Raw genomic sequence first — 25,180 nt, forward strand, 5'->3', positions numbered from 1 at the left:
TAGCTCCTGTTCAGGGGACGTTTCGGCCCATATGCCGAAACCAGTCCGGATCGCGGGCCCGAAGGCCCGTGGCGGAAGTCGGGTCGGGGCGGAAGCGCAGCAGCACGAAGGCCGGCAAACTCCACATCGTCCAGTTCTTCGCCTGGCCCGGACGCCTCTGGAAACGCCTGAACCAGCCCAGCGCGGGTGTCGCGTGGGCGGCGGCATTGTACCCCGGACGGCCGATAACCGCAATCGGGATCGCGCGCGCAATCGATCGCCATCCGCGCCACCGGTGAAACTGCCGCAGATTATCCTCCCCCATCAGCCAGATGAAGTCATGGCCGGGGTAGCGCCGGGTGATCGCGCGCACGGTGTCGAGGGTATAGCGGGTGTGCAATTCCCGCTCGATCGCGCTGGCCCGGATCGGCGCGCGGCGCGCCATCCGCTCGGCCGAGGCCAGCCGCGCGGCGAAGGGCGCCATGTCCCCCGCCCCGTCCTTCAGGGGGTTTCCGGGCGAGACCAGCCACCACACCTCGTCGAGCCCCAAAGCGCGCATGGCGTCCAGCGAGATGCGCCGATGCCCCCGATGGGCGGGATTGAACGACCCGCCAAGCAGTCCGATCCTCATCCCCGCGCGTCGGCGCGGATCTGGCCCGTGCCCCGCCCGACCCATTTATACGTCGTCAGCCCCTCGAGCGCGACCGGCCCGCGCGCGTGCAGACGCCCCGTCGCGATGCCGATCTCCGCCCCCAGCCCGAACTCCCCGCCATCGGCGAACTGGGTCGAGGCGTTCCACAGCACGATCGCGCTGTCCACTTCGGCCAGGAACCGCTCGGCGACGGCTTCGTCCTGGGCCACGATCGCATCGGTATGGTGCGACCCGTGCGCGGCGATATGCGCCATCGCGCCCGCCACGCCGTCGACCAGCCCGACGCTGGCGATCGCATCGAGATATTCGGTGTCCCAGTCCTCCGCGCTCGCCGCCTCCAGGCCGGGCACGATCTCGCGCACCGCATCGTCGCCGCGCACCGTACAGCCCGCATCGATCAGCGCGGCGACCAGTTCGGCGGCGTGGCAATAGGCGCGGTCGATCAGCAACGTCTCCATCGCGCCGCAAATGCCGGTACGGCGCATCTTGGCGTCGCGCACGATCCGTGTCGCCATCGCATGGTCCGCCGAGCCGTCGACATAGACATGGTTGATCCCGTCGAGATGCGCGAGCACCGGCACCTTCGCCTCGGCCTGGACCCGCGCGACCAGGCTCTTGCCGCCGCGCGGGATCAGCAGGTCGATCAGCCCGTCCGCCGCCAGCATCGCGCCTACCGCCGCGCGGTCGGTCGTGGGGACCAGCTGCACCGCGTCCGCCGGACCGCCCGCCGCCGTCCAGCCACGGGCGAAGGCGGCATGGAGCGCGCGGTTGCTGTGCACCGCCTCCGAGCCACCGCGCAGGATCGCGGCATTGCCCGCCATCGCGCACAGCGCGGCGGCATCGACCGTGACGTTGGGACGACTTTCATAGACGATGCCGATCACCCCCACCGGCACGCGGATGCGCGACAGGTTCAGGCCGTTGGGCCGCGTCCGCTCGTCGATCCGCTCGCCGACCGGATCGGGAAGCCCCGCCACCGCCTCGACGCCCGCGACGATGCCCGCGATCCGCTCCTCGTCCAGTTTCAGCCGGTCGAGCATCGCCGGGGACAGACCGTTCGCCGCGCCTGCCGCGACATCCTGCGCATTGGCGGCCAGGATCGCCGGGCTGTCCTGACGGATCGCCTGCGCGGCGGCGCGCAGGGCCTGCGCCTTGGCGGCGGTCGGCATCTGCGCCAGCGTCTGCGCGGCGGTGCGGGCGCGGCGGCCCATGTCGGCGATCAGGGCGGGCATGTCGTGATGGTCGGCCATGGCGCGGCGGTATCATGGTCGGGCGGCGGGCCCAAGCATGGGAATCTTGGCCGGTGGAAAGAGCGGGCCGCGCCCCTCCACCATGCTGCGCATGGTCCCCCTCCCCAAGCACGGCTTGGGGAGGATTTGGGCGACATCATTCCTCCCCAAGCATGGCTTGGGGAGGGGGACCGCCCGGCGCAGCCGGGTGGTGGAGGGGCATTCCCACCGCTTCTGCCGAAGCCCCTCTCCATTTGTTCATCACCAGTCCCTATGAAGGCCCCATGCACAGCCGTTTCGAATCCCTCCCCAACCGCCGCGCCATCGTCGACCGCCGGGCCCTTGCCGAGCAGGTGGCGGCGCTGGGCATCACCGGGCCGGAAGGGCGGACGCAGGTCACGCCGATCCTTCGCGCCGCGCTCGACGCCGGGCGGCAGGAGGTGGCGCGGCGGCTGTCCCTCCACCCCTCGCGCGGATTGGAGGCGGCCGCCGCACAGGCCTATCTGACCGATCAGGTGCTGAAGCTGCTGTTCGAATTCACCACCGAGACGCTCTACCCGCTCAGCAACCCCACGGCGGGCGAGCGGCTGACCCTGATCGCGGTGGGCGGCTATGGCCGGGGCGAGATGGCCCCCTATTCGGACGTCGATATCGGCTTCCTCACGCCCTTCAAGCAGACGCCGCATGCCGAGCAGGTCATCGAATCGATGCTCTATTCGCTCTGGGACCTGGGACTGAAGGTCGGCCATTCCAGCCGCTCGATCGACGAGATGATCCGCCAGGCGCGCGCCGACGTGACGGTGCGCACCGCGCTGCTCGAAGGGCGGTTCCTGTGCGGCGACCAGGCACTGTATCAAGAGGCCTCACGCCGCTTCAAGTCCGAGATCCAGACCGACTCGCACCGCCAGTTCATCGCCGACAAGCTGGCCGAGCGCGACCTGCGCCACCGCAAGATGGGCGACACCCGCTATGTCGTCGAACCCAATGTCAAGGAGGGCAAGGGCGGCCTGCGCGACCTGCATGCGCTCTTCTGGATCGGGAAGTACGTCTATGACGTCGACCGCGCCGCCGACCTGATCGAGCGCGGGCTGTTCACCCGCGAGGAATATCGGCAATTCCACCGCGCCGATAATTTTCTCTGGGCGGTGCGCTGCCACCTCCACACCATCACGGGCCGCGCCGAGGACCGGCTGACCTTCGACGTGCAGCGCCAGATCGCCGAACGGATGCGCTTTTCCGACCGGCCCGGCAAGGCCAAGGTCGAGCGGTTCATGCAGCTCTATTTCCTCCAGGTGAAGACGGTCGGCGCGCTGACCGGCGCCTTCCTGGCGCATCTGGACGAGCGGTTCGCGGCGCGCGGGCATCGCTTCGGCCTGCCCACGATCCGCAGGCGACCGCGCCGGTTGAACGGCTTCGTCCTCGATCGCGGGCGGCTGGCCCTGCCGCGCGACGATTTCTTTCAGGAGGATCCGGTCCGGCTGATCGAGATCTTCCAGCTCGCCGACCGCTATGAGCTGGAGGTGCATCCGCTGGCGATGCGCGCCGCGTCGCGCGACGCCAAGCTGGCCGACGATATCCGCCGCGACCCCAGGGCTAATGCGCTGTTCCTCGACGTGCTGACCAGCCGCCACGACCCCGAACTGGTGCTGCGCTGGATGAACGAGGCGGGGGTCTTCGGCCGCTTCGTGCCCGATTTCGGCCGCGTCGTCGCGCAGATGCAGTTCGACATGTACCATCACTATACGGTCGACGAGCACACCATCCGCGCGCTGGGCCTGCTGGCGAAGATCGAGCGGCAGGAACTGGTCGAGGAACACCCGGTCGCCTCAGCGATCATCGACCAGATCGTGTCGCGGCGCGTCCTCTATGTCGCGGTGCTGCTCCACGACATCGCCAAGGGGCGTGGCGGCGACCATTCGATCCTGGGTGCCGAAGTCGCCGAGCGGCTCTGCCCCCGGCTGGGGCTGAGCGAGGCCGAGACCGAAACGGTGGCGTGGCTGGTCCGCTGGCATTTGCTGATGTCGGCGACCGCGTTCAAGCGCGACCTGTCCGACTTCAAGACGATCCTCGACTTTTGCGAAACGGTGCAGAGCCCCGAGCGACTGCGCCTGCTGCTCCTGCTGACCATCGTCGACATCCGCGCGGTCGGGCCGGGGACGTGGAACGGGTGGAAGCGCCAGTTGCTCGCCGATCTCTACGACGCCGCCGAGGAGGTGCTGCGGCTCGGCCACAAGCAGCGTGGCCGGGGCGAGCGGATCACGGCCAAGCAGGAACGGCTGCGCGAGACGCTGGGCTGGCCCGAGGCGCAGTTCGCCGCGCATGTCCGCCGCCTGCCCGAAGCCTATTGGATCGCCGAGCCCGAGGATGTGCTGGCGCATAATGCGCGCCAGATGGCGGCGGCGGGCGATGCGCAGCTGTCGATCGATGCGCAGGTTTATGGCGAGCGCGGCGCGACCTTGGTGTCCATCTATGCCGCCGACCATCCGGGGCTGTTCTACCGCATCGCGGGAGCAATCCATGTCGCGGGCGGCAACATCATCGACGCGCGCATCCACACCACGCGCGACGGCATGGCGATCGACAATTTCCTGGTGCAGGATCCGCTGGGGCGGCCGTTCGACGATCCGGGCCAGCTGGGCCGCCTGCGCCGCGCGATCGAGGATGCGCTGGCCAATCGCAGCAAGCTGGCCGACCGGCTGGTCGCCAAGCCCTCGGTCCGTCCGCGCGCGGACGCCTTTCCGATCGCCCCCAATGTCCTGATCGACAATCGCGCCTCCAACCGCTTCACCGTGGTCGAGGTCCATGCGCGCGACCGCCCGGCGCTGCTCAACCAGCTCGCCCATGCGCTGTTCCAGTCGAAGGTGACGATCCACTCGGCGCATGTCGCCACCTATGGCGAGCGCGCGGTCGACGTCTTCTACCTGACCGACCTGACCGGCGACCAGATCACCAATGGCGGGCGGCTGAAGACGCTGGAGAAAAGGCTGCTCGGCGCGGCGGCGGGGGAAGTGCTGGAGGTGGCGGCGTGATATCTGCGCGCCGGTTGGGATGAGCGAGGTCGAAGGTACCAAGGGTCCGGCGCTTTCCCATGCACTTCGACTTCGCTCATTGCGAACGGAGGTTCGCGCAGGGGCACGGAGGGCGTAGAGGTTGCTCTTGGCGAACCGGAATATCTTCCTCCCCTGCAAGGGGAGGTGGCTGGCCGAAGGCCAGTCGGAGGGGTGTCTCGGCCGAAGAGATGACCTGTCCTCGCGACGGGTGACACCCCTCCACCAGCTTCGCTGGTCCCCCTCCCCTTGCAGGGGAGGAATGAATTTAGGCTACCGGGACCTTTCCTCCGCCTTCCACGAAGCCGCTCATCCCCCACCCGTTCGCACTGAGCGAAGTCGAAGTGCAGCCCCGGCGCGTGCCAAGTCGCGTGAGGCGTGGGATTCCCTTGGCCTTCGACTTCGCTCAGGCTGAACGGAGCGTGGAGCAACAATTCGGTGCCCGCACGCGGTTTCACCGCTCCGCGCCTCCAAAGAAAAACCCCGGTAACCCAAAGGGCTCCGGGGTCTTTCGATGCCATCACCCGGCGGGCTCACGCCCCCGAGTCGATCCGGGTCACTTCGGGGCCAGCACCATCAGCATCTGGCGGCCTTCCATGCGCGGATAGGCTTCGACCTTGGCGACCTCGGCCACCTGCTCGGCGACGCGCTGGAGCACGTTCATACCCAGCTGACCATGGCTCAGCTCGCGACCGCGGAAGCGCATGGTGACCTTCACCTTGTCGCCCTCGCCGATGAATTCGACCACCTTCTTCATCTTGGTGTCGTAATCATGGTCGTCGATGTTCGGACGCATCTTGATCTCCTTGATCTCCTGCGTCTTCTGCGACTTGCGGGCGAGGTTCGCCTTCTTCTGCGCCTCGTACTTATATTTGCCGACGTCGAGGAACTTGGCGACGGGCGGATCGGCGTTGGGCGACACCTCGACCAGATCGAGGCCGAGTTCCTGGGCCTGGGCCATCGCCTCGCGCGTGTACATCACGCCAAGATTCTCGCCCTCATGGTCGATCACGCGAACCTTGGGGCTTTGAATCCACTCGTTGAACCGAGGACCGTTCATCGGCGGCGCCTGCATCGGACGGCGCATCATGGGAGGACGTATGGGTATTTCTCCTGTGGCAATTGCGATTTCAATATAAGCGATCGGGCACAAATTTGAAAGGGCGAGACAAACGTCCCGCCCTTTCCTTTACGTCGCGCCGTTTCAGCCGCGCAGATCGGGCGGGGTCGCCTCTTCGCGCAGCATGGCGATGGCCTCGTCCAGCGTCATCACCTCCTGCGCCTGGCTACCCAGACGGCGGACGGCGACCTTGCCTTCCTCGGCCTCGCGCTTGCCGACGACCAGCAGCACGGGAACCTTGGCGACCGAGTGTTCGCGCACCTTGTAGTTGATCTTCTCGTTGCGCAGATCGGTCTCGACCCGGATGCCCGCCGCCGCCAGCTTGGCCGCCGCCTCTTCCGCGTATCCGTCCGCATCCGACACGATGGTCGCGACCACCGCCTGGACAGGCGCGAGCCAGACGGGGAAGCGGCCCGCATAATGCTCGATCAGGATGCCGATGAACCGCTCATAGGAGCCGAAGATCGCGCGGTGGAGCATGATCGGGCGGTGCCGCTCGCCATCCTCGCCGATGTACGACGCGTCGAGTCGCTCGGGCAGGACGCGGTCGGACTGGATGGTGCCGACCTGCCACGTCCGGCCGATCGCGTCGGTCAGATGCCATTCCAGCTTGGGCGCATAAAAGGCGCCCTCGCCCGGCAGCTCTTCCCAGCCATATTGCTCGGTCGCGAGCCCCGCCGCGACGACCGCATTGCGCAGTTCCTCTTCGGCCTGGTCCCACATCTCTTCGGTGCCGAAACGCTTTTCGGGGCGCAGCGCCAGCTTGATCGAATAGGTGAAGCCGAAATCCTTGTAGATCCGGTCCGCCAGTTCGCAAAAGGCGCGGACTTCCTCGACGATCTGGTCCTCGCGGCAGAAGATATGCGCGTCGTCCTGGGTGAACTGGCGCACGCGCATCAGGCCGTGGAGCGCGCCGTGCGGCTCGTTGCGGTGGCAGCAGCCATTCTCATAGAGACGCAGCGGCAGGTCGCGATAGGACTTGATCCCCTGGCGGAAGATCAGGACGTGCGCGGGGCAGTTCATCGGCTTCAGCGCCATCCACTGCGCATCGTCCGAGACCAGCGGGCCCTCGTCCTCGGTGTTCGGCACCTCGTCGGGGATGACGAACATATTCTCGCGATACTTGCCCCAATGGCCCGACTGCTCCCACTGGCGCGCGTCCATCACCTGCGGCGTCTTGACCTCGCGGTAGCCGGTCGAGTCGATCGCGCGGCGCATATAGGCCTCCAGCTCGCGCCAGATGCGATAGCCCTTGGGATGCCAGAAGACCGAGCCATGCGCTTCCTGCTGGAGATGGAACAGGTCCATCTCATTGCCCAGCTTGCGATGGTCGCGCTTGGCGGCCTCTTCCAAGCGCGTCAGATGCTCGGCCAGCTGCTTCTTGTTCAGCCAGCCGGTGCCGTAGATGCGGCTGAGCATCGCGTTCTTCTGGTCGCCGCGCCAATAGGCGCCCGACACGCGGGTCAGCTTGAAGGCGTTGGGATCGAGCTTGCCGGTCGAAGCCAGATGCGGCCCCCGGCACATGTCGAGCCAGGCGTCCTCGCCCTTGCCGGCGCGATAGACGGTCAGTTCCTCGTCATCGGGCAGCTCGGCGGCCCACTGCGCCTTGAACGTCTCGCCCTGCGCGGTCCAGCGTTCGATCAACTGCTCGCGGGTCCATACCTCGCGGATCAGCGGCTCGTCCTTCGCGATGATCTTGCGCATCTCGGCCTCGATCGCGGGCAGGTCCTCCTCGGTGAAGGGGCGATCCTTGGGCGCGAAGTCGTAATAGAAGCCGTCATCGGTCGCGGGACCGAAGGTGATCTGCGTGCCCGGGAACAGCGCCTGCACCGCCTCGGCCAGCACATGCGCATAATCGTGGCGCGCGAGTTCGAGCGCGTCGGCCTCGTCCTTGGCGGTCACCAGCGCCAGCGCGGAGTCGCCCTCGAACGGGCGCATGATGTCGCGCAGCTCGCCATCGACGCGCGCGGCGATCGCCGCCTTGGCCAGCCCCGGCCCGATCGCGGCGGCGATGTCCGCGGGGGTAGTTCCGGGCGCGACCTCACGGACGGAACCGTCGGGCAGCGTGATACGGAACATCGCGGACATGGAACAACTCTCTTCGATAGGTGCGGATGATGCGCCTGCGCGGGATCGGCGGGCACAGCGCGGCTCTATAGGGAAGAATCCCGGCGGCGTATATGGGGTGGCTCAGGCCCGTCCCTGAACCCCGGGCAGCGTCTCCAGCGCGGGGCGCGCATACCAGTAACCCTGGTGATAGCGCACGCCCAGGTCCCGCAAGGCCCCGGCCTCGGCGGCGGTTTCGATCCCCTCGGCGATCAGCAGCGTGTCGAGTTCGGCGCACATGCCGACCATCGCGCGCACGATGGCGCGGCGGCGGGGATCGGTGTCGATGCCACGGACCAGCTCCATGTCGAGCTTCACCTCGTCGGGCCGGAAGCGGACGAAGCGGTCGAGCCCCGAATGACCCGCGCCGAAATCGTCGATCGCGACCGAAAAGCCGATCTGCTTATAGGTGTCGATGATCCCGCCGACATGCTCGGGCGAGCCCATCTCCTCGTTTTCGGTGAATTCGAAGATCAGCCGGTCGATCGGCAAGCCTTCGGCCTGGGCGGTGCGCAGGGTCAGCTGGATACAGGCCATCGGCGAATAGACGGCATTGGGCAGGAAGTTGATCGACAATCGCGCGTCGCCGTCCATGATCCCTGCCGCCATCGCTGTCTCGATCGCCTTGACCCGGCACGCCTGGTCGAAGGAATAGCGATTGACCTGGGTCACCTGCGACAGCACGCTATACGCCCCCTCGCCCCCAAGGCCGCGGATCAGCGCCTCATAGGCGAAGGGACGTCCGGTCATCGTGTCGACGATCGGCTGGAATGCCATCGTGAACGGGATGTCGAAATCGATACCGTCCCGGCATCCGCTACAGATTTTGCGCATTTCCATGCCCTTAGGGTATCCGCGAATAGTTAACAGCCTCCCCATCCCAGGTTTTCAAAAGAAAAAGGGCGGCGGTGGTCCGACTCCACCGCCGCCCTCAATTGGCGCGTCGAAGCGTCAGCTACCCTGGCCGCCGCCGCCATGGCTGGCTTGTCCGCCCTTCGACCCCGCCTCGGCGGCGCGCTCCGGATCGTTCTTGAAGTTGCCGCCGCTTTCCTGGCCGCCCTTGCGCCCGGCTTCGGAGGCCTTTTCGCGATCATTGGCGAAATTGCCCGGATTGTTCTCGCGGCCGCCGCCGCCATTGCTGTTGGCCATCTTATCTCTCCTACTGCGCCCCCGCAGCCCAAAGACGATATTGAGGCCCATCAAGTTTCTGAAAAGGAACGGATAATATTATTCTGCATAAGAGCATGAACGTGATCTGGTTTATGGAGCGAAGCGGCGTCCCCGGCGACCATTCTGACCCAGATCATTATCCGTATCAGGCGTGCGACAGTCCCATCGCGAACGGACGGTGGGCGATCACCGGTTCCTATCGCCCACCGAACGCCGGATCATTGATCGATAGCGTACGCCACCACGACATTGACGTTGGTCGAAATCGGCATGGGGGCCAGATCGACCCGGATGGCCTCGGGCGCGGGCGGCGGAGGCGGCGGCGGTGGAGGTGCCTGATCCGCGCGAGCCGCGGACACGATGATCGTCGTGTCGGCAAAGCTCCCATCTTGAACACGCAGCAGCGCACCGAGTTTGGCGCCCGAGCTTTCGGCGATCAGCCGGGCCTGTGCCTTGGCGCTGGCCAGCGCGGCTTGCATCGCCTGTTGCCGCGCCGCCCTGTCATCCTTCAGCCAGAAACGCTGCAATCCGGCGTCGAGGCCACCCAGGCGCCCGATCAAGCCGACAAGCGTTCCCGCGTCCTTGATGCGCGGCGTATCGATCGACACCGGCATGGTCGCGACATAGCCCAGGATCGCGCAGGGCCCCGTCGAGAGCTGCGCCTGGCCATAGCTGTTCTGCGTGCATTCGCGCGACCGGACGGGCACGATGTCGAAATCGGTCGAATGAAGCTCCATTTCGCCGCGCAGCAATCCTTCTACGCCGGTGCGAATGACCTTTGCAGTGTCGCGCAGCCTGGCGGTCGCTTCGTCCGAGGTCGTGCCCTCGCCCCGCACGCGATACCCGACCGTGGCGCGGTCGGGCAACGTCTTGGCCGTGCCGGTGCCCGAGACCCGGATCTGGGGCGGCTCCGTCGTCTGCGCGATGGCTCCGCTTGCCGATAGCAGCATCAGCATTCCGACCGTCGTTGCTTTCACGTCAGACCTCCCTTTTTATGGCGTCACACGATTCCGAACGGCACCAGATGATTGTCCTGGGTGTGCCCGACCCGTGCCCGCCCCAGATAGGGCACACCCATGTCGGTGCACCAGCGCTGGATCATGAACTCCAGCGTCTCGCCCCATTCCGGTTCATTTTCCTGCACATTGCTGACCGCACCCAGCCGGACGCCCGCCACGCCCTTCAATTGGGTGGCGTTCGCCATGGTGAACAGCATCCGGTCGATCGCATACATATGCTCGGACACCTCCTCGACGATGAGGACATGGTCGGTCAGGTCGGGAAGCCAGGGCGTGCCGATCAGGGCGTGAAGGATCGACAGGTTGAACGCCGCCGCCGGGCGTCCGTCCAGGCCGGGCTCCAGCCCCTGCCGGTCGCCGCCGGTCAGCCAGCCGAGCGAGCGCGCCACCGTCACGTCGCCATGCTGGCGCCGTATGTCGCTCGCCATCGGTCCGTGCACCGGCCGCCCGATCCGCCGGGCATAGAGCGCGGCCAGCACGAAGCCGAGATCGGAATAGCCGATATAGGTCTTGTGCCCCGCCGCCGCGTTCAGATGGGGCATGACCCGCGACAGGATGCGGTTCGATCCGTAACCGCCGCGCAGGAACCAGATCGCGTCGATGCCGGGATCGTTGGCGAATTCGAGAAAGGCCGAGGCGCGGCGTTCGTCGGACCCGGCGAAATGCCCGTCCTGCTCATAGCATTGCGGGTGGAAGATCAGGTCGACGTCCGGATAGGCGATCGCGGCGAAGGCGCTGACCGGCGCCTCGGCGGCGGGGTTGCCGATGCTGGCCGGGGCGAGGATTCCGATCTTCATGTCCTGCGTCCCTCCAGTCGCTCGTCCGGCCGGGCATTGCCCTGCACCGCCATCTCGCCGATAGCGTGACGCCATGGACAACGGCAATTCCTGTTTTCTGGTGGGCATCGGCGGATCGGGCATGATGCCGCTTGCCATGATCCTGCGCGCCCGCGGCTGGGCGGTTTCGGGTTCCGACCGGGGGCTCGACCAGGGCCGGGTCGCGGCCAAGTTCGACGCGCTGCGCCGGGTGGGCATCGCGCTGTTCCCGCAGGACGGGTCGGGCGTGGTGTCGGCCGACCAGCTGGTGATCGCCTCGGCGGCGGTGGAGGAGACGGTGCCCGACATCGTCGCCGCCAACCGGCTGGGCTGCGTGCGCGCCACCCGGGCGCGGATGCTGGCGGGGCTGTTCAACGACAGCGCGCTGCCCATCGGCGTCGCCGGGACCAGCGGAAAGTCGACCGTCACCGGCATGATCGCCTTCATCCTGCACGAGACGGGGCGCGACCCGACCGCGATGAACGGCGCGGTGATGAAGGATTTCGTCTCGCCCGACAGCCCCTTTGCCAGCGCGCTGGTCGGCGGCGGCGAGGCGTTCGTCAGCGAGGTGGACGAAAGCGACGGCTCGATCGCCTTTTACGACCCCGCCATCGCGGTGCTGAACAATGTCAGCCTGGACCACAAGTCGCTGGAGGAATTGCGCGACCTGTTCGGCGGCTTTGCCCGGCGCGCACGCCATGTCGTCGCCAATGCGGGCGATGCCGAGACGGCGGCGCTGCTGGCGGACATCCCCAACCTGACCACCTTCGCGGTCGAGGGGGCGGGCGATCTGGTGGCCGAGGCGCTGAAGCCCGAACCCTTTGCGATCGGCTTCGACCTGATCACGGGGGGCGCGGGCTATCATGTCCGGCTGTCGGTGCCGGGCCGCCACAATGTCTCCAACGCGCTGGCGGCGATCGGTGCGAGCGTGGCGGCGGGGGTGCCCCTGATCGACGCGATCCGCGCGGTCGAGCGATTCACCGGGCTCAAGCGCCGGTTCGAGAAGGTCGGCGAGGCGAACGGCGTGACCGTGATCGACGATTTCGGCCACAACCCCGACAAGATCGCCGCCACGCTGGACACGCTCCACGCCTTTCCGGGCCGGTTGCTGGTCCTGTTCCAGCCGCATGGCTATAGCCCGCTGAAGGTCATGCGCCGCGAACTGGTCGACAGCATCGCCGCGCGGATGAAGCCCGGCGACGTGCTGGCGCTGCCCGACCCGGCCTATTTCGGCGGCACGGTCGCGCGCGAGGTGACGAGCGCCGACATCGTCGCCGACCTGCGCGCGCGCGGCGTCGATGCCCGCCATATCGCCGAGCGGGCGGAGGCCGCCGAGGCGCTGGTCGCGGAGGCACGGCCGGGCGACCGGATCGTGGTAATGGGCGCGCGCGACGACACGCTGAGCCTGTTGGCGCAGGACATGATGGAGCGGCTGGCGGGCCGGTAAAGGGCCTCCCCTTCGTCATTTGGCCAATCCCCACCGCCATGATAGGATCAGCGCAAACAGCCATAGGAGAACGCCTGTCATGTTCCGCCGCCTGTTTACCGAGCATCCCGAAAGCGTCGGCGAGAGCTATGTCCAGCATTTCGGCGTCGCGGCGCGGTTCGGGGGGATCATGATCGCCGGCGGCCTGGGCGCGCTGGTCCATGCGGTGGTGCCGGGGCTGTGCACCACGACCGGCAGCGACACGATCGCACGGCTCCATGCCGAGATGGTGGCCAAGCGTCGCAAGGTCCAGGCGGCGCAGGCGCAGATGAAAAGCGTGGAATATGTGATCTGAAGCCCCCTCCCCTCCGCTCGGGCCGAACGGAGGGGAGGATAAGCCCATGGGTTTCCATTGTTTCCTCCATCCCCTAAATCCCGCGCATGACCGACACCCCCGCCCCGCCGCGCCCCAGGCTCGCCCATCACTGGACGCCGGGCAAAGCGCCCGCGATCGTCTTCCTGCCGGGCTATGCCTCGGACATGCAGGGGTCGAAGGCCCTGGCGCTCGAACAATGGGCCAAGGCCAACGGGCGGGCGTTCCTGCGCTTCGACTATGGCGGCTGCGGCGAGTCGGAGGGGGCGTTCGAGGATCAGGCACTGGCGGACTGGCGCGACGACGTCATCGCGATGCTCGATACGGTCGTGCCCGGCCCCGCCGTGCTGGTGGGATCGTCGATGGGCGGCTGGCTGATGCTGCTGGCCGCGCGCGCCCGGCCGACCCAGGTCAAGGCGCTGGTCGGCATCGCCCCCGCGCCCGACTTCACCGACTGGGGTTTCTCGCCCGAGGAGAAGATGGCGATCCTTCAGGAAGGGCGGCTGGAGCGACCCAACCCCTATGGCCCCGCGCCCACCCTCTATACCCGCCGCTTCTGGTCCTCGGGCGAGGCGAACCGGCTGACCTTCGCCCCCATCGAGTTCGATGGCCCCGTCCGGCTGCTCCAGGGGATGGCGGACAGCGACGTGCCGTGGCACCGCACCGCGCATCTGGCCGGGCTGTTCCGTTCAGCCGATGTGCAGACACTCCTCATCAAGGATGGCGATCATCGGCTGTCGCGCGAGGCCGACATCGCGCTGCTGATCCGGAGCGTCGAGGAAGTGTTGAGCCGTCTATGATCCTTCTCCCCCTCGCGCTCGCCGCGCTGGTTCAGACCGGGGCTCCCGCAGTGACCAAGCCCGCCCTGCCCGCCGACCCGCGCGAGGCGCGCTATCAACGCTGCGTCACCCTGGCCGAACGCGATCCGGGGACGGCGCATGCGGAGGCGGCGCGATGGCAGCTGGCCGGGGGCGGATTCTTCGCGCAGCAATGCCTGGGGCTCGCCTATGCGACCGAGCGCAACTGGGTGGCGGCGGCCAGCGCCTTCGAGCAGGCGGCGCGCGCGGCCGAGACGGCGCATGACGTCCGCGCCGCCAATTACTGGGCGCAGGCGGGCAATGCCCAGCTGGCGGCGGGCAACGCCGTCAAGGCGCGCGCCGCGCTCGACGCCGCGCTGGGGGCGGGCGAACTGACCGGCTTCGCACGCGGCGAGGTGCAGCTCGACCGCGCCCGCGCGCTGGTCGCCGACGGCCAGATGGCGGCGGCGCGCGTCGATCTGGACGCCGCGCTGACCAACGTGCCCGGCGACCCGCTCGCCTGGCTGTTGTCGGCGACGCTGGCCCGGCGGATGAACGACCTCCCCCGCGCGCAGAAGGACATCGCCCAGGCGCTGGCCCGCTCCGCCGACGATGCCAATGTCCAGCTGGAAGCGGGCAATATCGCCGCAGCCAGCGGCGACGAGGCGGGCGCGCGCAAGGCGTGGAGCGAGGCCGCGCGGCTGGCCCCCGCCGACAGCCCGATCCGCAGCCTGACCGCCAAGGCCCTGGCCCAGTTCCAGAGCCGCTGACGCCGCTTATCGCAGGTCAAGGTGGAACGGATTCGTTGCGGGTAGGACGGTGATCCGGTCGAGGCGGCTATCGCCTCCCGCGACCGGTGCGCCGCCCCTCTATTCCCAGGCAGGAGACACGATGCGCTATCTTCACACCATGATCCGGGTCAGCGATCCCGATGCCAGCATCCGCTTCTTCGAGCTGCTGGGGCTGAAACAGGTGCGACGGATCGACAATGAGCGTGGCCGCTTCTCGCTGATCTTCCTGGCCGCGCCGGGGGACGAAGGCCGCGCCGAGGTCGAGCTGACCCATAATTGGGACCCCGAAATCTATGGCGGCGGGCGCAATTTCGGGCATCTGGCCTACCGAGTCGACAATATCTACGACACCTGCCAGCGGCTGATGGACGCCGGGGTCACGATCAACCGCCCGCCGCGCGACGGGCATATGGCCTTCGTCAAGACGCCCGACGGCATCTCGATCGAGCTGTTGCAGGACGGTGCGCTGCCCCCGACCGAACCTTGGGCCTCGATGCCCAATGTCGGAAGCTGGTAAGGCGCCGTTCATGGAAATCGTCCGAGTCCCCGTCCTGTCCGACAACTATGCCTGGCTGATCCACGATGCCGGGCACACCGTGGCGCTCGATCCGGGCGAGGCCGGGCCGGTGGCCGCCGCCGCCGCCGCGCGCGGCTGGACGATCGGGCAGGTCTGGCTGACCCATTGGCATCCCGATCATGTCGGCGGCGCGGCCGCGTTGCGCGCCGCGGGCGCGACGGTCGCGGGGCCGGCGGCGGAGGCGGACCGGATCGCAGGGCTCGATACGCTGTTGGAGGAAGGCGACGGGATCGCGGTCGGCCATGCGCAGGCCGTCATCTGGTCGGTGCCGGGGCATACGGCGGGGCATATCGCCTTCCACCTGGCCGATCGCGGGGTGATCTTCACCGGCGACACGCTGTTCGCGATGGGATGCGGCCGGTTGTTCGAGGGGACGGCGGCGCAGATGCACGCCAATATGCGCCGTTTCGCCGCGCTGCCCGAGGATACGCGGGTCTATTGCGGACACGAATACACGCTGTCGAACGCACGCTTCGCCGCCACGGTCGAGCCGGACAATGCGGCGATCGCGGCCCGGCTGGCCGATGTCGAAGCGATGCGCGAACAGGGCGAGCCCACCGTCCCGACGACCATCGCGCTGGAGCGCGCCACCAATCCGTTCCTGCGTTCGGTCGATGCCGACGAATTGGCCGAGAGACGTGCAGCCAAGGATGCGTTCAGAGGTTAACGTCTAGCTACGGGAGACGCTGATCGAAGGAGACGAAATGATGCGTATCGCGACATGGCTTTCGGTGCTTGTTCCGGCGGTGGCGTTGGCGGGCTGTACGCTGACCCCGGCGGAAAAGGCGCGGATCGAACAACGGGCCGAAAACGAGAAGGCCGATCTGGACAAGGCGTTGCGCGGCCTGACGCCGGGATCGCCGACCCAGTGCATCAGCCAGTATCGGACGCAGCAGGTCCGCTCCTATGGCCCGACCATCGTCTATACCGTGTCGCCCAATCTGAAATATGTCAGCCAGACCTCGGGCGGCTGCGACGGGGTCGGCGGACAGGGCAACAACATCTTCGTCACGCGCACCACCACCGGCCAGCTCTGCTCGGGCGATATCGCGCAGACCGTCGACCGCGCATCGGGCTTCTTCACCGGCAGTTGCAGCTTCGGCGAATTCACCCCCTATCGGAAGGCCCGGTGATGCGCTGGCGCATCCTTCCGCTCGTCGCGCTGGGGCTGAGCCTGGTGGCGGCCAAGTCCGATCCCTTTGCGGGCCGGGTCGCGGGGCCGCCCGCCAAGTGTGTCGATACCACCACCGCCATGTCGGGGCCGTCCATCTATGACAACGACACGATCGTCATCAATGGCGGCGGCCAGCGCATGTGGCGCGCCAAGGTGCGCGGACAATGTCCGGGGCTCCAGCCGTTCAACACGCTGATCGTCGAACGCTGGGGCTCGCAGATTTGCCGCAACGACCGGTTCCGGGTGCTGCAACAGGGCATGTCGATCCCGTCGCAATGGTGCGTATTCGACGGGTTCGTGCCCTATGACCGGGTGAAGAAATAGGCGGTGTCGCCCGGGGCCCTGCCCTCCCCCACCCCCTCCCGCCTGCGGGAGGGGAGCGGCAAGATCGAAGGGTTCGATCTATCCGCCAATGACGGTCTTGGCTCGCCCCTCCCGCAAGCGGGAGGGGATGGGGGAGGGCCACGGTGCCTCACCGAGCCCTCACCCCGGGATCACAGAACGAACCGGCTGAGATCGGTATTGCGCGCCACCGCCGACAGCTGCTGGTCGACATAGGCCGCATCGACGGTCAGCACCGTACCCTGACGATCCTCCGCCTCGAAGCTGATATCCTCGAGCAGCTTCTCCATCACCGTCTGCAACCGCCGCGCGCCGATATTCTCGACCTGCGCGTTCACCTCGGCCGCGATGCGCGCGATCGCGGCGATGCCGTCCTCGGTGAAGGAGATGTCCACCCCCTCGGTGCCGATCAGCGCCTTGTACTGCGCAGGCAGCGATGCCTTGGTATCCGACAGGATCGCGACGAAATCCCCCTCGGTCAGCGCCTTCAGCTCGACCCGGATCGGCAACCGGCCCTGAAGCTCGGGCAGCAGGTCGGACGGCTTGGCGACATGAAAGGCGCCGGACGCGATGAACAGGATATGGTCGGTCTTCATCGGGCCGTACTTCGTCGAGACGGTCGTGCCCTCGATCAGCGGCAGCAGATCGCGCTGCACGCCCTCACGGCTGACCGAGCCGCCGCGCACGTCGGACACGGCGATCTTGTCGATCTCGTCCAGGAAGACGATCCCGTTCGCCTCGGCATCCGCCAGCGCGGCGCGGCTGACCTCGTCCTGGTCGAGCCGCTTGTCCGCCTCTTCCTCGACCAGCTTGGTCCAGGCCGCGCCGACCGTCAGCTTGCGCCGCTTGAGCGGCTGGCCGCCGAACGCCTTGCCCATCATCTCGGACAGGTTGATCATCTGCGGCGCGGCGCCGGGAATCTCGAACGGCATGGCCGGGGCCTGTTCCAGCTCGATCTCGATCTCGGTCTGGTCGAGATGGCCGTCGCGGAAGCGCTGGCGGAAGGCCTCGCGCGTCGCATGGCTCGAATCCTTGCCGACCAGCGCATCGAGCAGGCGGTTCATCGCCGCCTCTTCCGCCTTGTCCTTCACCGCGATCCGGCGGCGTTCCTTTTCCAGCCGGATGGCTTCCTCGACCAGGTCGCGCGCAATCTGTTCGACGTCGCGGCCGACATAGCCGACCTCGGTGAACTTGGTCGCCTCGACCTTGACGAAGGGCGCATCGGCCAGCTTGGCCAGACGGCGGCTGATCTCGGTCTTGCCGCAACCGGTCGGACCGATCATCAGGATGTTCTTGGGCGTCACCTCGTCACGCAGGTCCGCGCCCAGCCGCTGGCGACGCCAGCGGTTGCGCATCGCGACGGCGACCGCGCGCTTGGCGTCGGCCTGGCCGATGATATGCGCGTCGAGCGCGGCGACGATCGCCTTGGGGGTCAACTGGTCGTTCATGGGAACCCTAAATTACTGCGCGCCGTCGATGGCTTCGAGCGTGACGCGGTCATTGGTGTAGACGCAGACATCGGCGGCGATCGCCATCGCCTTGCGCGCGATCGTCTCGGCATCCTGTTCGTAATCGACGAGCGCGCGCGCCGCCGCGAGCGCGTAATTTCCGCCCGACCCGATCGCGCAGATGCCGTTCTCCGGCTCCAGCACGTCGCCATTGCCGGTCAGGATCAGCGTCACGTCCTTGTCGGCGACGATCATCATCGCCTCCAGGTTGCGGAGGAACTTGTCGGTCCGCCAGTCCTTGGCGAGCTCGACCGCGGCGCGCAGCAGCTGGCCGTTATGACGCTCCAGCTTGGCCTCCAGCCGCTCGAACAGGGTGAAGGCATCCGCCGTCGCCCCCGCAAAGCCGCCGATGACCGATCCGTCGCCCAGGCGCCGGACCTTCCGCGCATTGGGCTTCATGACCGTCTGGCCCATCGAAACCTGACCGTCCCCGGCCACCACCACCCGGCCGCCACGGCGCACCGAGCAAATCGTCGTGCCATGCCAGGTGGGCATGGCGTGTTCATTCCCGCTCATGCGCGGCGATATGGATGCGGGTGGGCGCGGGTTCAATGGAGGGAGTTTCCCGACCTCCGTCCAGCCGGAGCGAAGTCGAAGGCCATATTTTCATTCCTCCCCTTGCGGGGGGAGGTGGCAGGCCGAAGGCCTGACGGAGGGGTGTCCCGGTTGGAGAGGTGCTGCCGCGCTCGCGACCGGGGACACCCCTCCACCAGCTCCGCTGCTCCCCCTCCCCTTGCAGGAGAGGAAGACAAAGGTGCGCGGCGGTCACCGTTTCCGCATGGCCTTCAACTTCGCTCAGGCTGAACGGCGGTCGGGGCTTACTCCCCCAGCTTCTCGATCTTGTCCTTCAGCGCCGCTAGTTCCGCCTTCAGCGCCGCCATCTCGTCGTCCCTGCCGGACGCAGGAGCCGCCGGGGCGGGCGCGGGTGCAGGGGCGGGCGCACCGGGCTTGAACCCCTGCGTCGCCGCCTCGAACATCGCCAGGTTCCGCTTGGCCATGTCGGCGAAGGGCGTGCCCGCGAACGCGCCCTCGACCGCGGACTTGAACTGTTCCTGGTTGCGGCGGAAGCTGTCCATCGACGCCTCCAGATAGCCGGGCACCACCGCCTGCATCGAGTCGCCGTACATCGAGATCAGCTGGCGCAGGAAATTGACCGGCAGCATCGTCTCGCCCCGGCTTTCCTCTTCCATGATGATCTGGGTCAGGACATTATGGGTGATGTCCTCGTCGGTCTTGGCGTCGACCACCTTGAAGTCGCGCCCCGCCCGGATCATCGCCGCCAGATGGTCGAGCGTGATGTAGGAGGAGGTTTCGGTGTTGTAGAGCCGCCGGTTCGCATATTTCTTGACGATCACGACGCCGTCCGCTGCCTGCTTTTTCATGGACCCCCGCCTTCTATGATTTTGACCTAGCCTAACGTCATGGATTTCGCATCGCAACATGGTCCGCGCCCCTTGCCGCTGTTCCTGGCGATGTTGCGCAGCGAGGCCGCGGAAAATCCCGATCTGGTGACGCGCGCCATGGAAGGATTGCGGCTGTTCCAGGCCGCGAAGCGCGAACGGCCGATGCGCGCACTGGCCGTGCGGCGACGGCGCGGACGGGTGCGGTTGCGCGATGCCGGAGGGGAAGGGCGGCCCGTGCTGTTCGTCCCCTCGCTGATCAACCCGGCCTCGATCCTGGACCTGTCCCGCGACCGCTCGCTGATCCGCTGGCTGCGCGAGCGGGGCTGCCACCCCTGGCTGATCGACTGGGGCACGCCCGGCGCGAAGGATCGCGACATCGACGTGGCGGGGCATGTCGAGCATTTCCTGCTGCCGCTGATCGCGACATTCCCCGAGCCGCCGGTGCTGGTCGGCTATTGCCTGGGCGGCACGCTGGCCATGGCGGCGGCGGCGCGCAGCAGGGTGGCCGGGATCGCCGCCATCGCCGCGCCGTGGCATTTCAGCGGCTATGGCGAAGAGGCGCGCGCCGCGATGGCCGCGCAATGGGCCGCGATCAAGCCGACCTCCGAGGCGCTCGGCGTCGTTCCCATGGAGGCATTGCAGGCGGGATTCTGGCGGCTCGACCCGGCGCGGACCATCGCCAAATATGCCGCCTTCGCCGATCTCGATCCGCGCAGCGACGCCGCACGCCGCTTCATCCGGCTGGAGGACTGGGCCAACCAGGGCGCCCCCCTGCCCCATGGCTTCGGCCTGGAACTGTTCGAGCGGCTGATCGCCGAGGATCGTCCCGGTCAGGGACGATGGCGCGTCGGCGGCGAAATCGTCACACCGTCGCAATGCGACGCCCCTAGCGTCGAGTTCGTCGCCGCCGCCGACCGGATCGTCCCCGCCGCCACCGCGATCGGGCTGGCCGACCGGCGTCAGGGCGGGACCGGGCATGTCGGGATGGTCGTCGGCGGACGCGCGGAGCAACAGCTTTGGCAACCGCTGGCCGACTGGATCGCGGGCCTGCCTGCCCCTAGATAGAGTGTAAGTAGAGAGGAGCCTTCATGACCGAGATCGTCATTACCGCCGCCAAGCGTACCCCCGTGGGCAGCTTCCTGGGCGCCTTCGCCGCCACGCCCGCACATGAACTGGGCCGGGTGGCGATCACCGCCGCGCTCGAACAGGCGGGCATCAAGGGCGAGGACGTATCCGAGGTGATCCTCGGCCAGGTGCTGACCGCCGCGCAGGGACAGAACCCCGCGCGCCAGGCCTCGATCGCGGCGGGCATTCCCAAGGAAGTGCCTGCTTACGGCGTGAACCAGGTCTGCGGCTCGGGCCTCCGCGCGGTCGCGCTGGGACTTCAGGCGATCGCCAATGGCGATGCGACCATCGTTGTGGCGGGTGGCCAGGAATCCATGTCGCTCTCGCCCCACGCCCAGACGATGCGCGGCGGCACCAAAATGGGTCCGCTGACCATGGTCGACACCATGGTCCATGACGGTCTGACCGATGCCTTTGCGGGCTATCACATGGGCATCACCGCCGAAAACCTTGCCGAGCAATATCAGGTGACGCGCGACGATCAGGACCGGTTCGCGGTCCGCTCGCAGAACCTCGCCGAAAAGGCGCGCGGCGAAGGCCGGTTCAAGGACGAGATCGCCCCCGTCACCATCAAGACCCGCAAGGGCGAGACGGTGGTCGCCGACGACGAATATATCCGCGCCGGCGCCACCCTCGAGAGCGTGTCGGGCGTCCGCCCCGCCTTCAAGAAGGACGGCACCGTCACCGCCGCCAACGCCTCGGGCCTGAACGACGGCGCCGCCGCGCTCGTCCTGATGAGCCGCGAAGAGGCCGAGAAGCGCGGCACGCCAGTGCTCGCGGCGATCAAGAGCTGGGCCTCGGCGGGCGTCGACCCGTCGGTGATGGGCATCGGCCCCGTCCCGGCCACCCGGCGCGCGCTGGAAAAGGCGGGCTGGAGCGTCGGCGACCTCGACCTGATCGAGGCCAACGAAGCCTTTGCCGCCCAAGCCCTGTCGGTCGGCAAGGAGCTGGGTTTCGACCCCGACAAGGTCAACGTCAACGGCGGCGCGATCGCGCTGGGCCATCCGATCGGTGCCAGCGGCGCGCGGGTGCTCACGACCCTGATCTACGAAATGCAGAAGCGCGACGCCAGAAAGGGCCTCGCCACTTTGTGCATCGGCGGCGGCATGGGCATCGCCATGTGTGTTGAGCGGTAAACACGCTTCTATGCGAAAATTTCGCGATTAACGGTTATATTGCAGGGATGTGTCGAACCTGTCACATCCCTGCAACATCGGTTACACAATTTTCATTTGCGATTTTAGAGGCGCTTGTTTTCGCGTCGGAAATTTCTTTCCCTTGGATGAACGGACATGAACGATCCGTCATAATGGGGGTAAAGAATGACAATGCGTACCCTGCTGGGAGCCTCTGCGCTGGCCAGCACCCTGGTTCTGTTGCCGGTCGCCGCGTTGGCACAGACCGCGACGTCCGAAACCACCGCGACGCAGCCGCAAGAAGGAGCGGCCACCGATCCCAACGTCACCGAGCGCGACGAACAGGCCAAGGGTGACGTCATCGTCACCGGCTCGCGTCTGGCGCGACCGAACCTGGATTCGCCGACCCCGGTCACCTCGGTCACCGCCGAGCTGCTGACCTCGACCGGCAACCTCAATATCGGCGATTCGCTCAACCAGCTGCCGGCGCTGCGCTCGACCTACAGCCAGGCCAACTCGACCCGCTTCATCGGCACCGCCGGCCTGAACCTGCTCGACCTTCGTGGTCTGGGCACCAGCCGCACGCTGGTCGTGGTCAATGGCCGTCGCCATGTGACCGCGCAGCCGGGCAGCTTCGTGATCGACACGAACACGATCCCCACCGAACTGCTGGAACGCGTCGACGTCGTCACGGGCGGCAGCTCGGCCGTCTATGGTTCGGACGCGATGGCGGGTGTCGTCAACTTCGTGCTGAAGCGCAATTTCGAGGGCATTCGCGCCACCGGCCAGAGCGGCGTGTCCAGCCACGGTACGCGCGGATCCTATTTCGGGGCTCTCACCGTCGGCAAGAATTTCGCCGAAGGCCGTGGCAATATCGCCGCCGCCGCCGAATACTCGTTTTCGGATGTGGTCTATTACACCGACCGCGACGATATCACCGGCGCCTATTCGGGCCGCAGCCAGTTCAACGCGGTACAGAACACCGGCCCGCAGCTGAATCCCAATGGCGGTCCGATCCGCACGACGCCGGAATCGTCGCTGGGCGACGGCATTCCCGATACGGCCTTCCTGCGCAACGTCCGTAACAACACCATCTCGGAAGGCGGCCTGTTCACCGCCAGCTGCCCGACGGTCGCTGCCACCGGCGAGTCCGCCGCAGCCTTTGCGGCCCGGCGCGGGGTCGCCTGTTCGGGCTTGGCCAATATCGGCAGCTCGAACACGCTCAGCCAATATGGCCGCACCTTCGTCTTCAATCCCGATGGTACGCTGACCGCCAACAACTGCGTTACCGACCTGCGCCCCTTCGGCTCGGGCAACTGCGTCGGCGGCCAGGGTTCGACCCTGCGCCTGAACGGCATGCTCCAGCCCAAGCTGGAACGCTTCTCGGGCAACATCCTGGCCCATTTCGACGTCTCGGACGCGTTCAAGCCGTTCGTCGAGGCCAAATATGTCCGCATCGACGCGTTGCAGGAAGGTCAGCCGACCTTCGCCAACAACACGTTCAGCATCAACAACCCGTTCCTCAGCAGCCAGGCCCGTGCGACGCTCGTCTCGGCGCTCGCACCGGGGGCGACGACCTTCACGGCGCAACGTTTCAACGTCGACTTCGGCGGTCGCGGCGAGGTTCACAGGCGCGAGACCTTCCGCATCGTCGGCGGTGTCGAGGGGGATTTCGCCGAGGGGTGGCACTATGAAGTGTCGGCCAACTATGGCCGTCTCGACACCTTCTACAAGACCAACGGCAACTACGTAACGCAGAAGTATCTGAACTCGATCAACGCGGTGCGCAACGCCGCCGGTCAGATCGTCTGCGGGATCAACGCCGATGCCTCGACCGCCAATGACGACGCGGCCTGCGTGCCCGTCAATCTGTTCGGTTCGGGTCAGGTCAGCCAGGCGGCGCTGAACTATTTCTCGATCACCTCGACGCGCAAGCAGAAGGCCGAGCAGTTCGACCTGGTCGGTTTCGTCAATGGCACGCTGTTCCGTCTGCCGGGCGGCGATGTCACCTTCTCGCTGGGCGGCGAATATCGTCGCGAGACGGCCTATTCGAAGTATGACGATCTGACCGCCAGCGGCGCGACGTTCCTGAACTCGATCCCGACCTTCGCACCGCCGGCGTACGACATCAAGGAAGCGTTCGGCGAGATCAGCGTGCCGCTGCTGGCCGACCGTCCGTTCTTCCACGAACTGACCCTGACCGGCGCGGCACGCGTGTCGCATTACAATGTCGGCAATGCGGGCACGCCGTGGACGTACAACGTCAACGCGATCTGGTCGCCGATCCGCGACATCACCTTCCGTGGCGGCTATGCCCGCTCGGTCCGTGCTCCGTCGCTCAGCGAACTGTACGCCGCCAGCTCGCAGACCTTCGCCCAGCCGTCGGATCCCTGCAGCCAGAACAACATCAACAACAATCCCAACCGCGTCCGCAACTGCGCCGCGGCGGGCGTGCCGACCACCCAGACCTTCAACGGCACGACCGAGCCCTTCACCAACAATGCGGCGTCGAGCATCTACGGCTTCAACCGTGGCAATTCGGCGCTCCAGGCCGAGAAGAGCCGCAGCTTCACCATCGGCACGGTGATCCAGCCGCAGGCCATTCGCGGTTTCTCGCTGACCGTCGATTATTACAACATCACGATCAAGGACGCGATCTTCTCGCTGCCGGCGCAGACGATCATCAACCAGTGCTATGACAATCCGAGCGGCATCAACAATCCGTTCTGCGCGGCGGTGTTCCGCAATCCGAACGGCACCTTCGCGGGCCAGCAGAACGTCATCCATGGCGGTGCGACGGTGTCGTTCCCGACCACGGGGCCGTCCTTCTTCTCGCAGGGCTTCAACTACGCCAAGCTGGAAACCTCGGGCATCGACATCGATGCGTCGTATCGCACCAAGATCAGCGACACGGGTACGCTGACCCTGCGCCTTCTCGCCAGCTACATGGCGCAGAACAACGGTTATACCGATGTGGGCGATCCGACCTTCCGCGACCGGTACAAGGGCGAGCTGGGCTTTTCCGCATGGCGCGGTCAGTTCGTCGGCAACCTGAACTTCGAGACCTTCGATATCCAGTATCGCCTGCGGTATGAAGGCAAGTCGACCGTTGCCGCCGAGTATGAAACGCAGAACAGCTATGACGGCCGTCCGGCGCGCAACCCGGACGCGTTCCCGGTGGTCTGGTATCCCGAGGCGTTCTACCACGCGATCCAGGTCGGCTTCAACGCGACCGAGCGCTTCCGCTTCTATGTCGGCGTCGACAATGTCACCGACAAGAAGCCGCCCTATGACCTGCTGGGCGTCGCATCGGGCGATCCGTACGACAATATCGGCCGGTTCTTCTATGCCGGGTTCAAGGCCAACTTCTGATCCGCCAGGACCGGAACTG

General features: G+C 66.9%; 23 protein-coding genes. 12 read left to right on the plus strand and 11 right to left on the minus strand.

From position 1 onward, the window contains the following. Nucleotides 1-10: 10 nt before the first annotated feature. Both QE360_RS03420 and QE360_RS03425 read right to left on the minus strand, forming a co-directional pair. Entirely contained in the window at nucleotides 11-610 is a 600-nt protein-coding gene (locus QE360_RS03420; protein WP_309692534.1) for a nicotinate-nucleotide adenylyltransferase, read from the minus strand. Beyond that, nucleotides 607-1,881 carry a glutamate-5-semialdehyde dehydrogenase gene (locus QE360_RS03425; protein ID WP_309699305.1) on the minus strand — a complete coding sequence of 425 codons (1,275 nt, stop codon included), beginning with the start codon at nucleotides 1,879-1,881 and terminating at the stop codon, nucleotides 607-609. The genes QE360_RS03420 and QE360_RS03425 overlap by 4 nt, the downstream gene beginning before the upstream one ends. A 263-nt stretch (nucleotides 1,882-2,144) precedes the next feature. On the opposite strand from QE360_RS03425, the gene QE360_RS03430 reads away from it, so the two are divergent. Then, nucleotides 2,145-4,889 carry a [protein-PII] uridylyltransferase gene (locus QE360_RS03430; RefSeq protein ID WP_309699307.1) on the plus strand — a complete coding sequence of 915 codons (2,745 nt, stop codon included), beginning with the start codon at nucleotides 2,145-2,147 and terminating at the stop codon, nucleotides 4,887-4,889. A gap of 574 nt (nucleotides 4,890-5,463) precedes the next feature. On the opposite strand, the gene infC is transcribed toward QE360_RS03430, so the two are convergent. The 6 genes from infC to QE360_RS03460 all read right to left on the minus strand — a co-directional run bounded on the left by infC (nucleotide 5,464) and on the right by QE360_RS03460 (nucleotide 11,119). Further along, entirely contained in the window at nucleotides 5,464-5,997 is a 534-nt protein-coding gene (infC, locus tag QE360_RS03435) for a translation initiation factor IF-3 (protein WP_037569087.1), read from the minus strand. 114 nt (nucleotides 5,998-6,111) lie between these two features. After that, nucleotides 6,112-8,115, minus strand: coding sequence for a threonine--tRNA ligase (gene thrS, locus QE360_RS03440; RefSeq protein WP_309699309.1), 2,004 nt, complete (start codon nucleotides 8,113-8,115; stop codon nucleotides 6,112-6,114). Between the two features lie 102 nt (nucleotides 8,116-8,217). Beyond that, on the minus strand, nucleotides 8,218-8,967 hold the full coding sequence (locus tag QE360_RS03445; protein ID WP_309699311.1) for an EAL domain-containing protein: 750 nt from the start codon (nucleotides 8,965-8,967) through the stop codon (nucleotides 8,218-8,220). Nucleotides 8,968-9,084: 117 nt separating this feature from the next. Next, the gene (locus QE360_RS03450; RefSeq protein WP_307102756.1) at nucleotides 9,085-9,282 is read right to left on the minus strand and encodes a general stress protein; all 198 of its coding nucleotides are present in this window, start codon (nucleotides 9,280-9,282) and stop codon (nucleotides 9,085-9,087) included. 239 nt (nucleotides 9,283-9,521) lie between these two features. Further along, complete coding sequence (locus QE360_RS03455; RefSeq protein ID WP_309699313.1) at nucleotides 9,522-10,280, minus strand: SIMPL domain-containing protein; 759 nt, start codon at nucleotides 10,278-10,280, stop codon at nucleotides 9,522-9,524. Nucleotides 10,281-10,303: 23 nt separating this feature from the next. Then, nucleotides 10,304-11,119, minus strand: a complete 816-nt coding sequence (locus QE360_RS03460) for an LD-carboxypeptidase (protein WP_309699315.1) — start codon at nucleotides 11,117-11,119, stop codon at nucleotides 10,304-10,306. Between the two features lie 73 nt (nucleotides 11,120-11,192). Between QE360_RS03460 and murC the strand changes: the two genes are divergently transcribed. The 8 genes from murC to QE360_RS03500 all read left to right on the plus strand — a co-directional run bounded on the left by murC (nucleotide 11,193) and on the right by QE360_RS03500 (nucleotide 16,599). Continuing rightward, entirely contained in the window at nucleotides 11,193-12,584 is a 1,392-nt protein-coding gene (gene murC, locus QE360_RS03465) for a glutamate ligase domain-containing protein (protein WP_309699317.1), read from the plus strand. Nucleotides 12,585-12,663: 79 nt separating this feature from the next. Then, entirely contained in the window at nucleotides 12,664-12,918 is a 255-nt protein-coding gene (locus QE360_RS03470) for a DUF6356 family protein (RefSeq protein ID WP_307102750.1), read from the plus strand. Between the two features lie 86 nt (nucleotides 12,919-13,004). After that, nucleotides 13,005-13,736 (plus strand): alpha/beta hydrolase, encoded by a 732-nt coding sequence (locus tag QE360_RS03475; protein ID WP_309692503.1) that lies wholly within the window; start codon nucleotides 13,005-13,007, stop codon nucleotides 13,734-13,736. Beyond that, nucleotides 13,733-14,503, plus strand: coding sequence for a tetratricopeptide repeat protein (locus QE360_RS03480; RefSeq protein ID WP_309699320.1), 771 nt, complete (start codon nucleotides 13,733-13,735; stop codon nucleotides 14,501-14,503). Before QE360_RS03475 ends, QE360_RS03480 begins: the two co-directional genes overlap by 4 nt. A gap of 121 nt (nucleotides 14,504-14,624) precedes the next feature. After that, a complete protein-coding gene (locus tag QE360_RS03485) occupies nucleotides 14,625-15,041 on the plus strand; it encodes a VOC family protein (protein ID WP_309699322.1) in 417 nt (138 codons plus the stop codon). A gap of 10 nt (nucleotides 15,042-15,051) precedes the next feature. Then, the gene (gloB, locus tag QE360_RS03490) at nucleotides 15,052-15,768 is read left to right on the plus strand and encodes a hydroxyacylglutathione hydrolase (protein WP_309699324.1); all 717 of its coding nucleotides are present in this window, start codon (nucleotides 15,052-15,054) and stop codon (nucleotides 15,766-15,768) included. A gap of 37 nt (nucleotides 15,769-15,805) precedes the next feature. Further along, a complete protein-coding gene (locus QE360_RS03495) occupies nucleotides 15,806-16,234 on the plus strand; it encodes a hypothetical protein (RefSeq protein WP_309699325.1) in 429 nt (142 codons plus the stop codon). Further along, nucleotides 16,234-16,599 (plus strand): DUF6491 family protein, encoded by a 366-nt coding sequence (locus tag QE360_RS03500; protein ID WP_309699326.1) that lies wholly within the window; start codon nucleotides 16,234-16,236, stop codon nucleotides 16,597-16,599. Before QE360_RS03495 ends, QE360_RS03500 begins: the two co-directional genes overlap by 1 nt. A gap of 170 nt (nucleotides 16,600-16,769) precedes the next feature. Here the strand turns inward: QE360_RS03500 and hslU are convergent, their stop codons facing one another. The 3 genes from hslU to phaR all read right to left on the minus strand — a co-directional run bounded on the left by hslU (nucleotide 16,770) and on the right by phaR (nucleotide 19,507). After that, the gene (hslU, locus tag QE360_RS03505; protein WP_309699328.1) at nucleotides 16,770-18,065 is read right to left on the minus strand and encodes an ATP-dependent protease ATPase subunit HslU; all 1,296 of its coding nucleotides are present in this window, start codon (nucleotides 18,063-18,065) and stop codon (nucleotides 16,770-16,772) included. Between the two features lie 12 nt (nucleotides 18,066-18,077). Beyond that, nucleotides 18,078-18,620, minus strand: a complete 543-nt coding sequence (gene hslV / locus QE360_RS03510; RefSeq protein ID WP_058744342.1) for an ATP-dependent protease subunit HslV — start codon at nucleotides 18,618-18,620, stop codon at nucleotides 18,078-18,080. Between the two features lie 323 nt (nucleotides 18,621-18,943). Beyond that, nucleotides 18,944-19,507 (minus strand): polyhydroxyalkanoate synthesis repressor PhaR, encoded by a 564-nt coding sequence (phaR, locus tag QE360_RS03515; RefSeq protein WP_309699331.1) that lies wholly within the window; start codon nucleotides 19,505-19,507, stop codon nucleotides 18,944-18,946. Nucleotides 19,508-19,546: 39 nt separating this feature from the next. Between phaR and QE360_RS03520 the strand changes: the two genes are divergently transcribed. The 3 genes from QE360_RS03520 (at nucleotide 19,547) to QE360_RS03530 (ending at nucleotide 25,161) form a co-directional block, all read left to right on the plus strand. After that, the gene (locus QE360_RS03520) at nucleotides 19,547-20,593 is read left to right on the plus strand and encodes an alpha/beta fold hydrolase (protein ID WP_309699333.1); all 1,047 of its coding nucleotides are present in this window, start codon (nucleotides 19,547-19,549) and stop codon (nucleotides 20,591-20,593) included. Nucleotides 20,594-20,616: 23 nt separating this feature from the next. Continuing rightward, entirely contained in the window at nucleotides 20,617-21,789 is a 1,173-nt protein-coding gene (locus QE360_RS03525; protein ID WP_309699335.1) for an acetyl-CoA C-acetyltransferase, read from the plus strand. Between the two features lie 186 nt (nucleotides 21,790-21,975). Then, a complete protein-coding gene (locus QE360_RS03530) occupies nucleotides 21,976-25,161 on the plus strand; it encodes a TonB-dependent receptor domain-containing protein (RefSeq protein ID WP_309692481.1) in 3,186 nt (1,061 codons plus the stop codon). Nucleotides 25,162-25,180 lie beyond the last annotated feature (19 nt).

The sequence above is a fragment of the Sphingomonas sp. SORGH_AS_0789 genome (assembly GCF_031453055.1).
Taxonomy (GTDB): Bacteria; Pseudomonadota; Alphaproteobacteria; order Sphingomonadales; family Sphingomonadaceae; genus Sphingomonas.

What these genes read in the sequence shown, in the direction of transcription:
- QE360_RS03420 (WP_309692534.1), bottom strand. Translation starts at nt 610, where the DNA reads ATGAGGATCGGACTGCTTGGCGGGTCGTTCAATCCCGCCCATCGGGGG.
- QE360_RS03425 (WP_309699305.1), bottom strand. Translation starts at nt 1,881, where the DNA reads ATGGCCGACCATCACGACATGCCCGCCCTGATCGCCGACATGGGCCGC.
- QE360_RS03430 (WP_309699307.1), top strand. Translation starts at nt 2,145, where the DNA reads ATGCACAGCCGTTTCGAATCCCTCCCCAACCGCCGCGCCATCGTCGAC.
- infC (WP_037569087.1), bottom strand. Translation starts at nt 5,997, where the DNA reads ATGATGCGCCGTCCGATGCAGGCGCCGCCGATGAACGGTCCTCGGTTC.
- thrS (WP_309699309.1), bottom strand. Translation starts at nt 8,115, where the DNA reads ATGTCCGCGATGTTCCGTATCACGCTGCCCGACGGTTCCGTCCGTGAG.
- QE360_RS03445 (WP_309699311.1), bottom strand. Translation starts at nt 8,967, where the DNA reads ATGCGCAAAATCTGTAGCGGATGCCGGGACGGTATCGATTTCGACATC.
- QE360_RS03450 (WP_307102756.1), bottom strand. Translation starts at nt 9,282, where the DNA reads ATGGCCAACAGCAATGGCGGCGGCGGCCGCGAGAACAATCCGGGCAAT.
- QE360_RS03460 (WP_309699315.1), bottom strand. Translation starts at nt 11,119, where the DNA reads ATGAAGATCGGAATCCTCGCCCCGGCCAGCATCGGCAACCCCGCCGCC.
- murC (WP_309699317.1), top strand. Translation starts at nt 11,193, where the DNA reads ATGGACAACGGCAATTCCTGTTTTCTGGTGGGCATCGGCGGATCGGGC.
- QE360_RS03470 (WP_307102750.1), top strand. Translation starts at nt 12,664, where the DNA reads ATGTTCCGCCGCCTGTTTACCGAGCATCCCGAAAGCGTCGGCGAGAGC.
- QE360_RS03475 (WP_309692503.1), top strand. Translation starts at nt 13,005, where the DNA reads ATGACCGACACCCCCGCCCCGCCGCGCCCCAGGCTCGCCCATCACTGG.
- QE360_RS03480 (WP_309699320.1), top strand. Translation starts at nt 13,733, where the DNA reads ATGATCCTTCTCCCCCTCGCGCTCGCCGCGCTGGTTCAGACCGGGGCT.
- QE360_RS03485 (WP_309699322.1), top strand. Translation starts at nt 14,625, where the DNA reads ATGCGCTATCTTCACACCATGATCCGGGTCAGCGATCCCGATGCCAGC.
- gloB (WP_309699324.1), top strand. Translation starts at nt 15,052, where the DNA reads ATGGAAATCGTCCGAGTCCCCGTCCTGTCCGACAACTATGCCTGGCTG.
- QE360_RS03495 (WP_309699325.1), top strand. Translation starts at nt 15,806, where the DNA reads ATGATGCGTATCGCGACATGGCTTTCGGTGCTTGTTCCGGCGGTGGCG.
- QE360_RS03500 (WP_309699326.1), top strand. Translation starts at nt 16,234, where the DNA reads ATGCGCTGGCGCATCCTTCCGCTCGTCGCGCTGGGGCTGAGCCTGGTG.
- hslU (WP_309699328.1), bottom strand. Translation starts at nt 18,065, where the DNA reads ATGAACGACCAGTTGACCCCCAAGGCGATCGTCGCCGCGCTCGACGCG.
- hslV (WP_058744342.1), bottom strand. Translation starts at nt 18,620, where the DNA reads ATGCCCACCTGGCATGGCACGACGATTTGCTCGGTGCGCCGTGGCGGC.
- phaR (WP_309699331.1), bottom strand. Translation starts at nt 19,507, where the DNA reads ATGAAAAAGCAGGCAGCGGACGGCGTCGTGATCGTCAAGAAATATGCG.
- QE360_RS03520 (WP_309699333.1), top strand. Translation starts at nt 19,547, where the DNA reads ATGGATTTCGCATCGCAACATGGTCCGCGCCCCTTGCCGCTGTTCCTG.
- QE360_RS03525 (WP_309699335.1), top strand. Translation starts at nt 20,617, where the DNA reads ATGACCGAGATCGTCATTACCGCCGCCAAGCGTACCCCCGTGGGCAGC.
- QE360_RS03530 (WP_309692481.1), top strand. Translation starts at nt 21,976, where the DNA reads ATGACAATGCGTACCCTGCTGGGAGCCTCTGCGCTGGCCAGCACCCTG.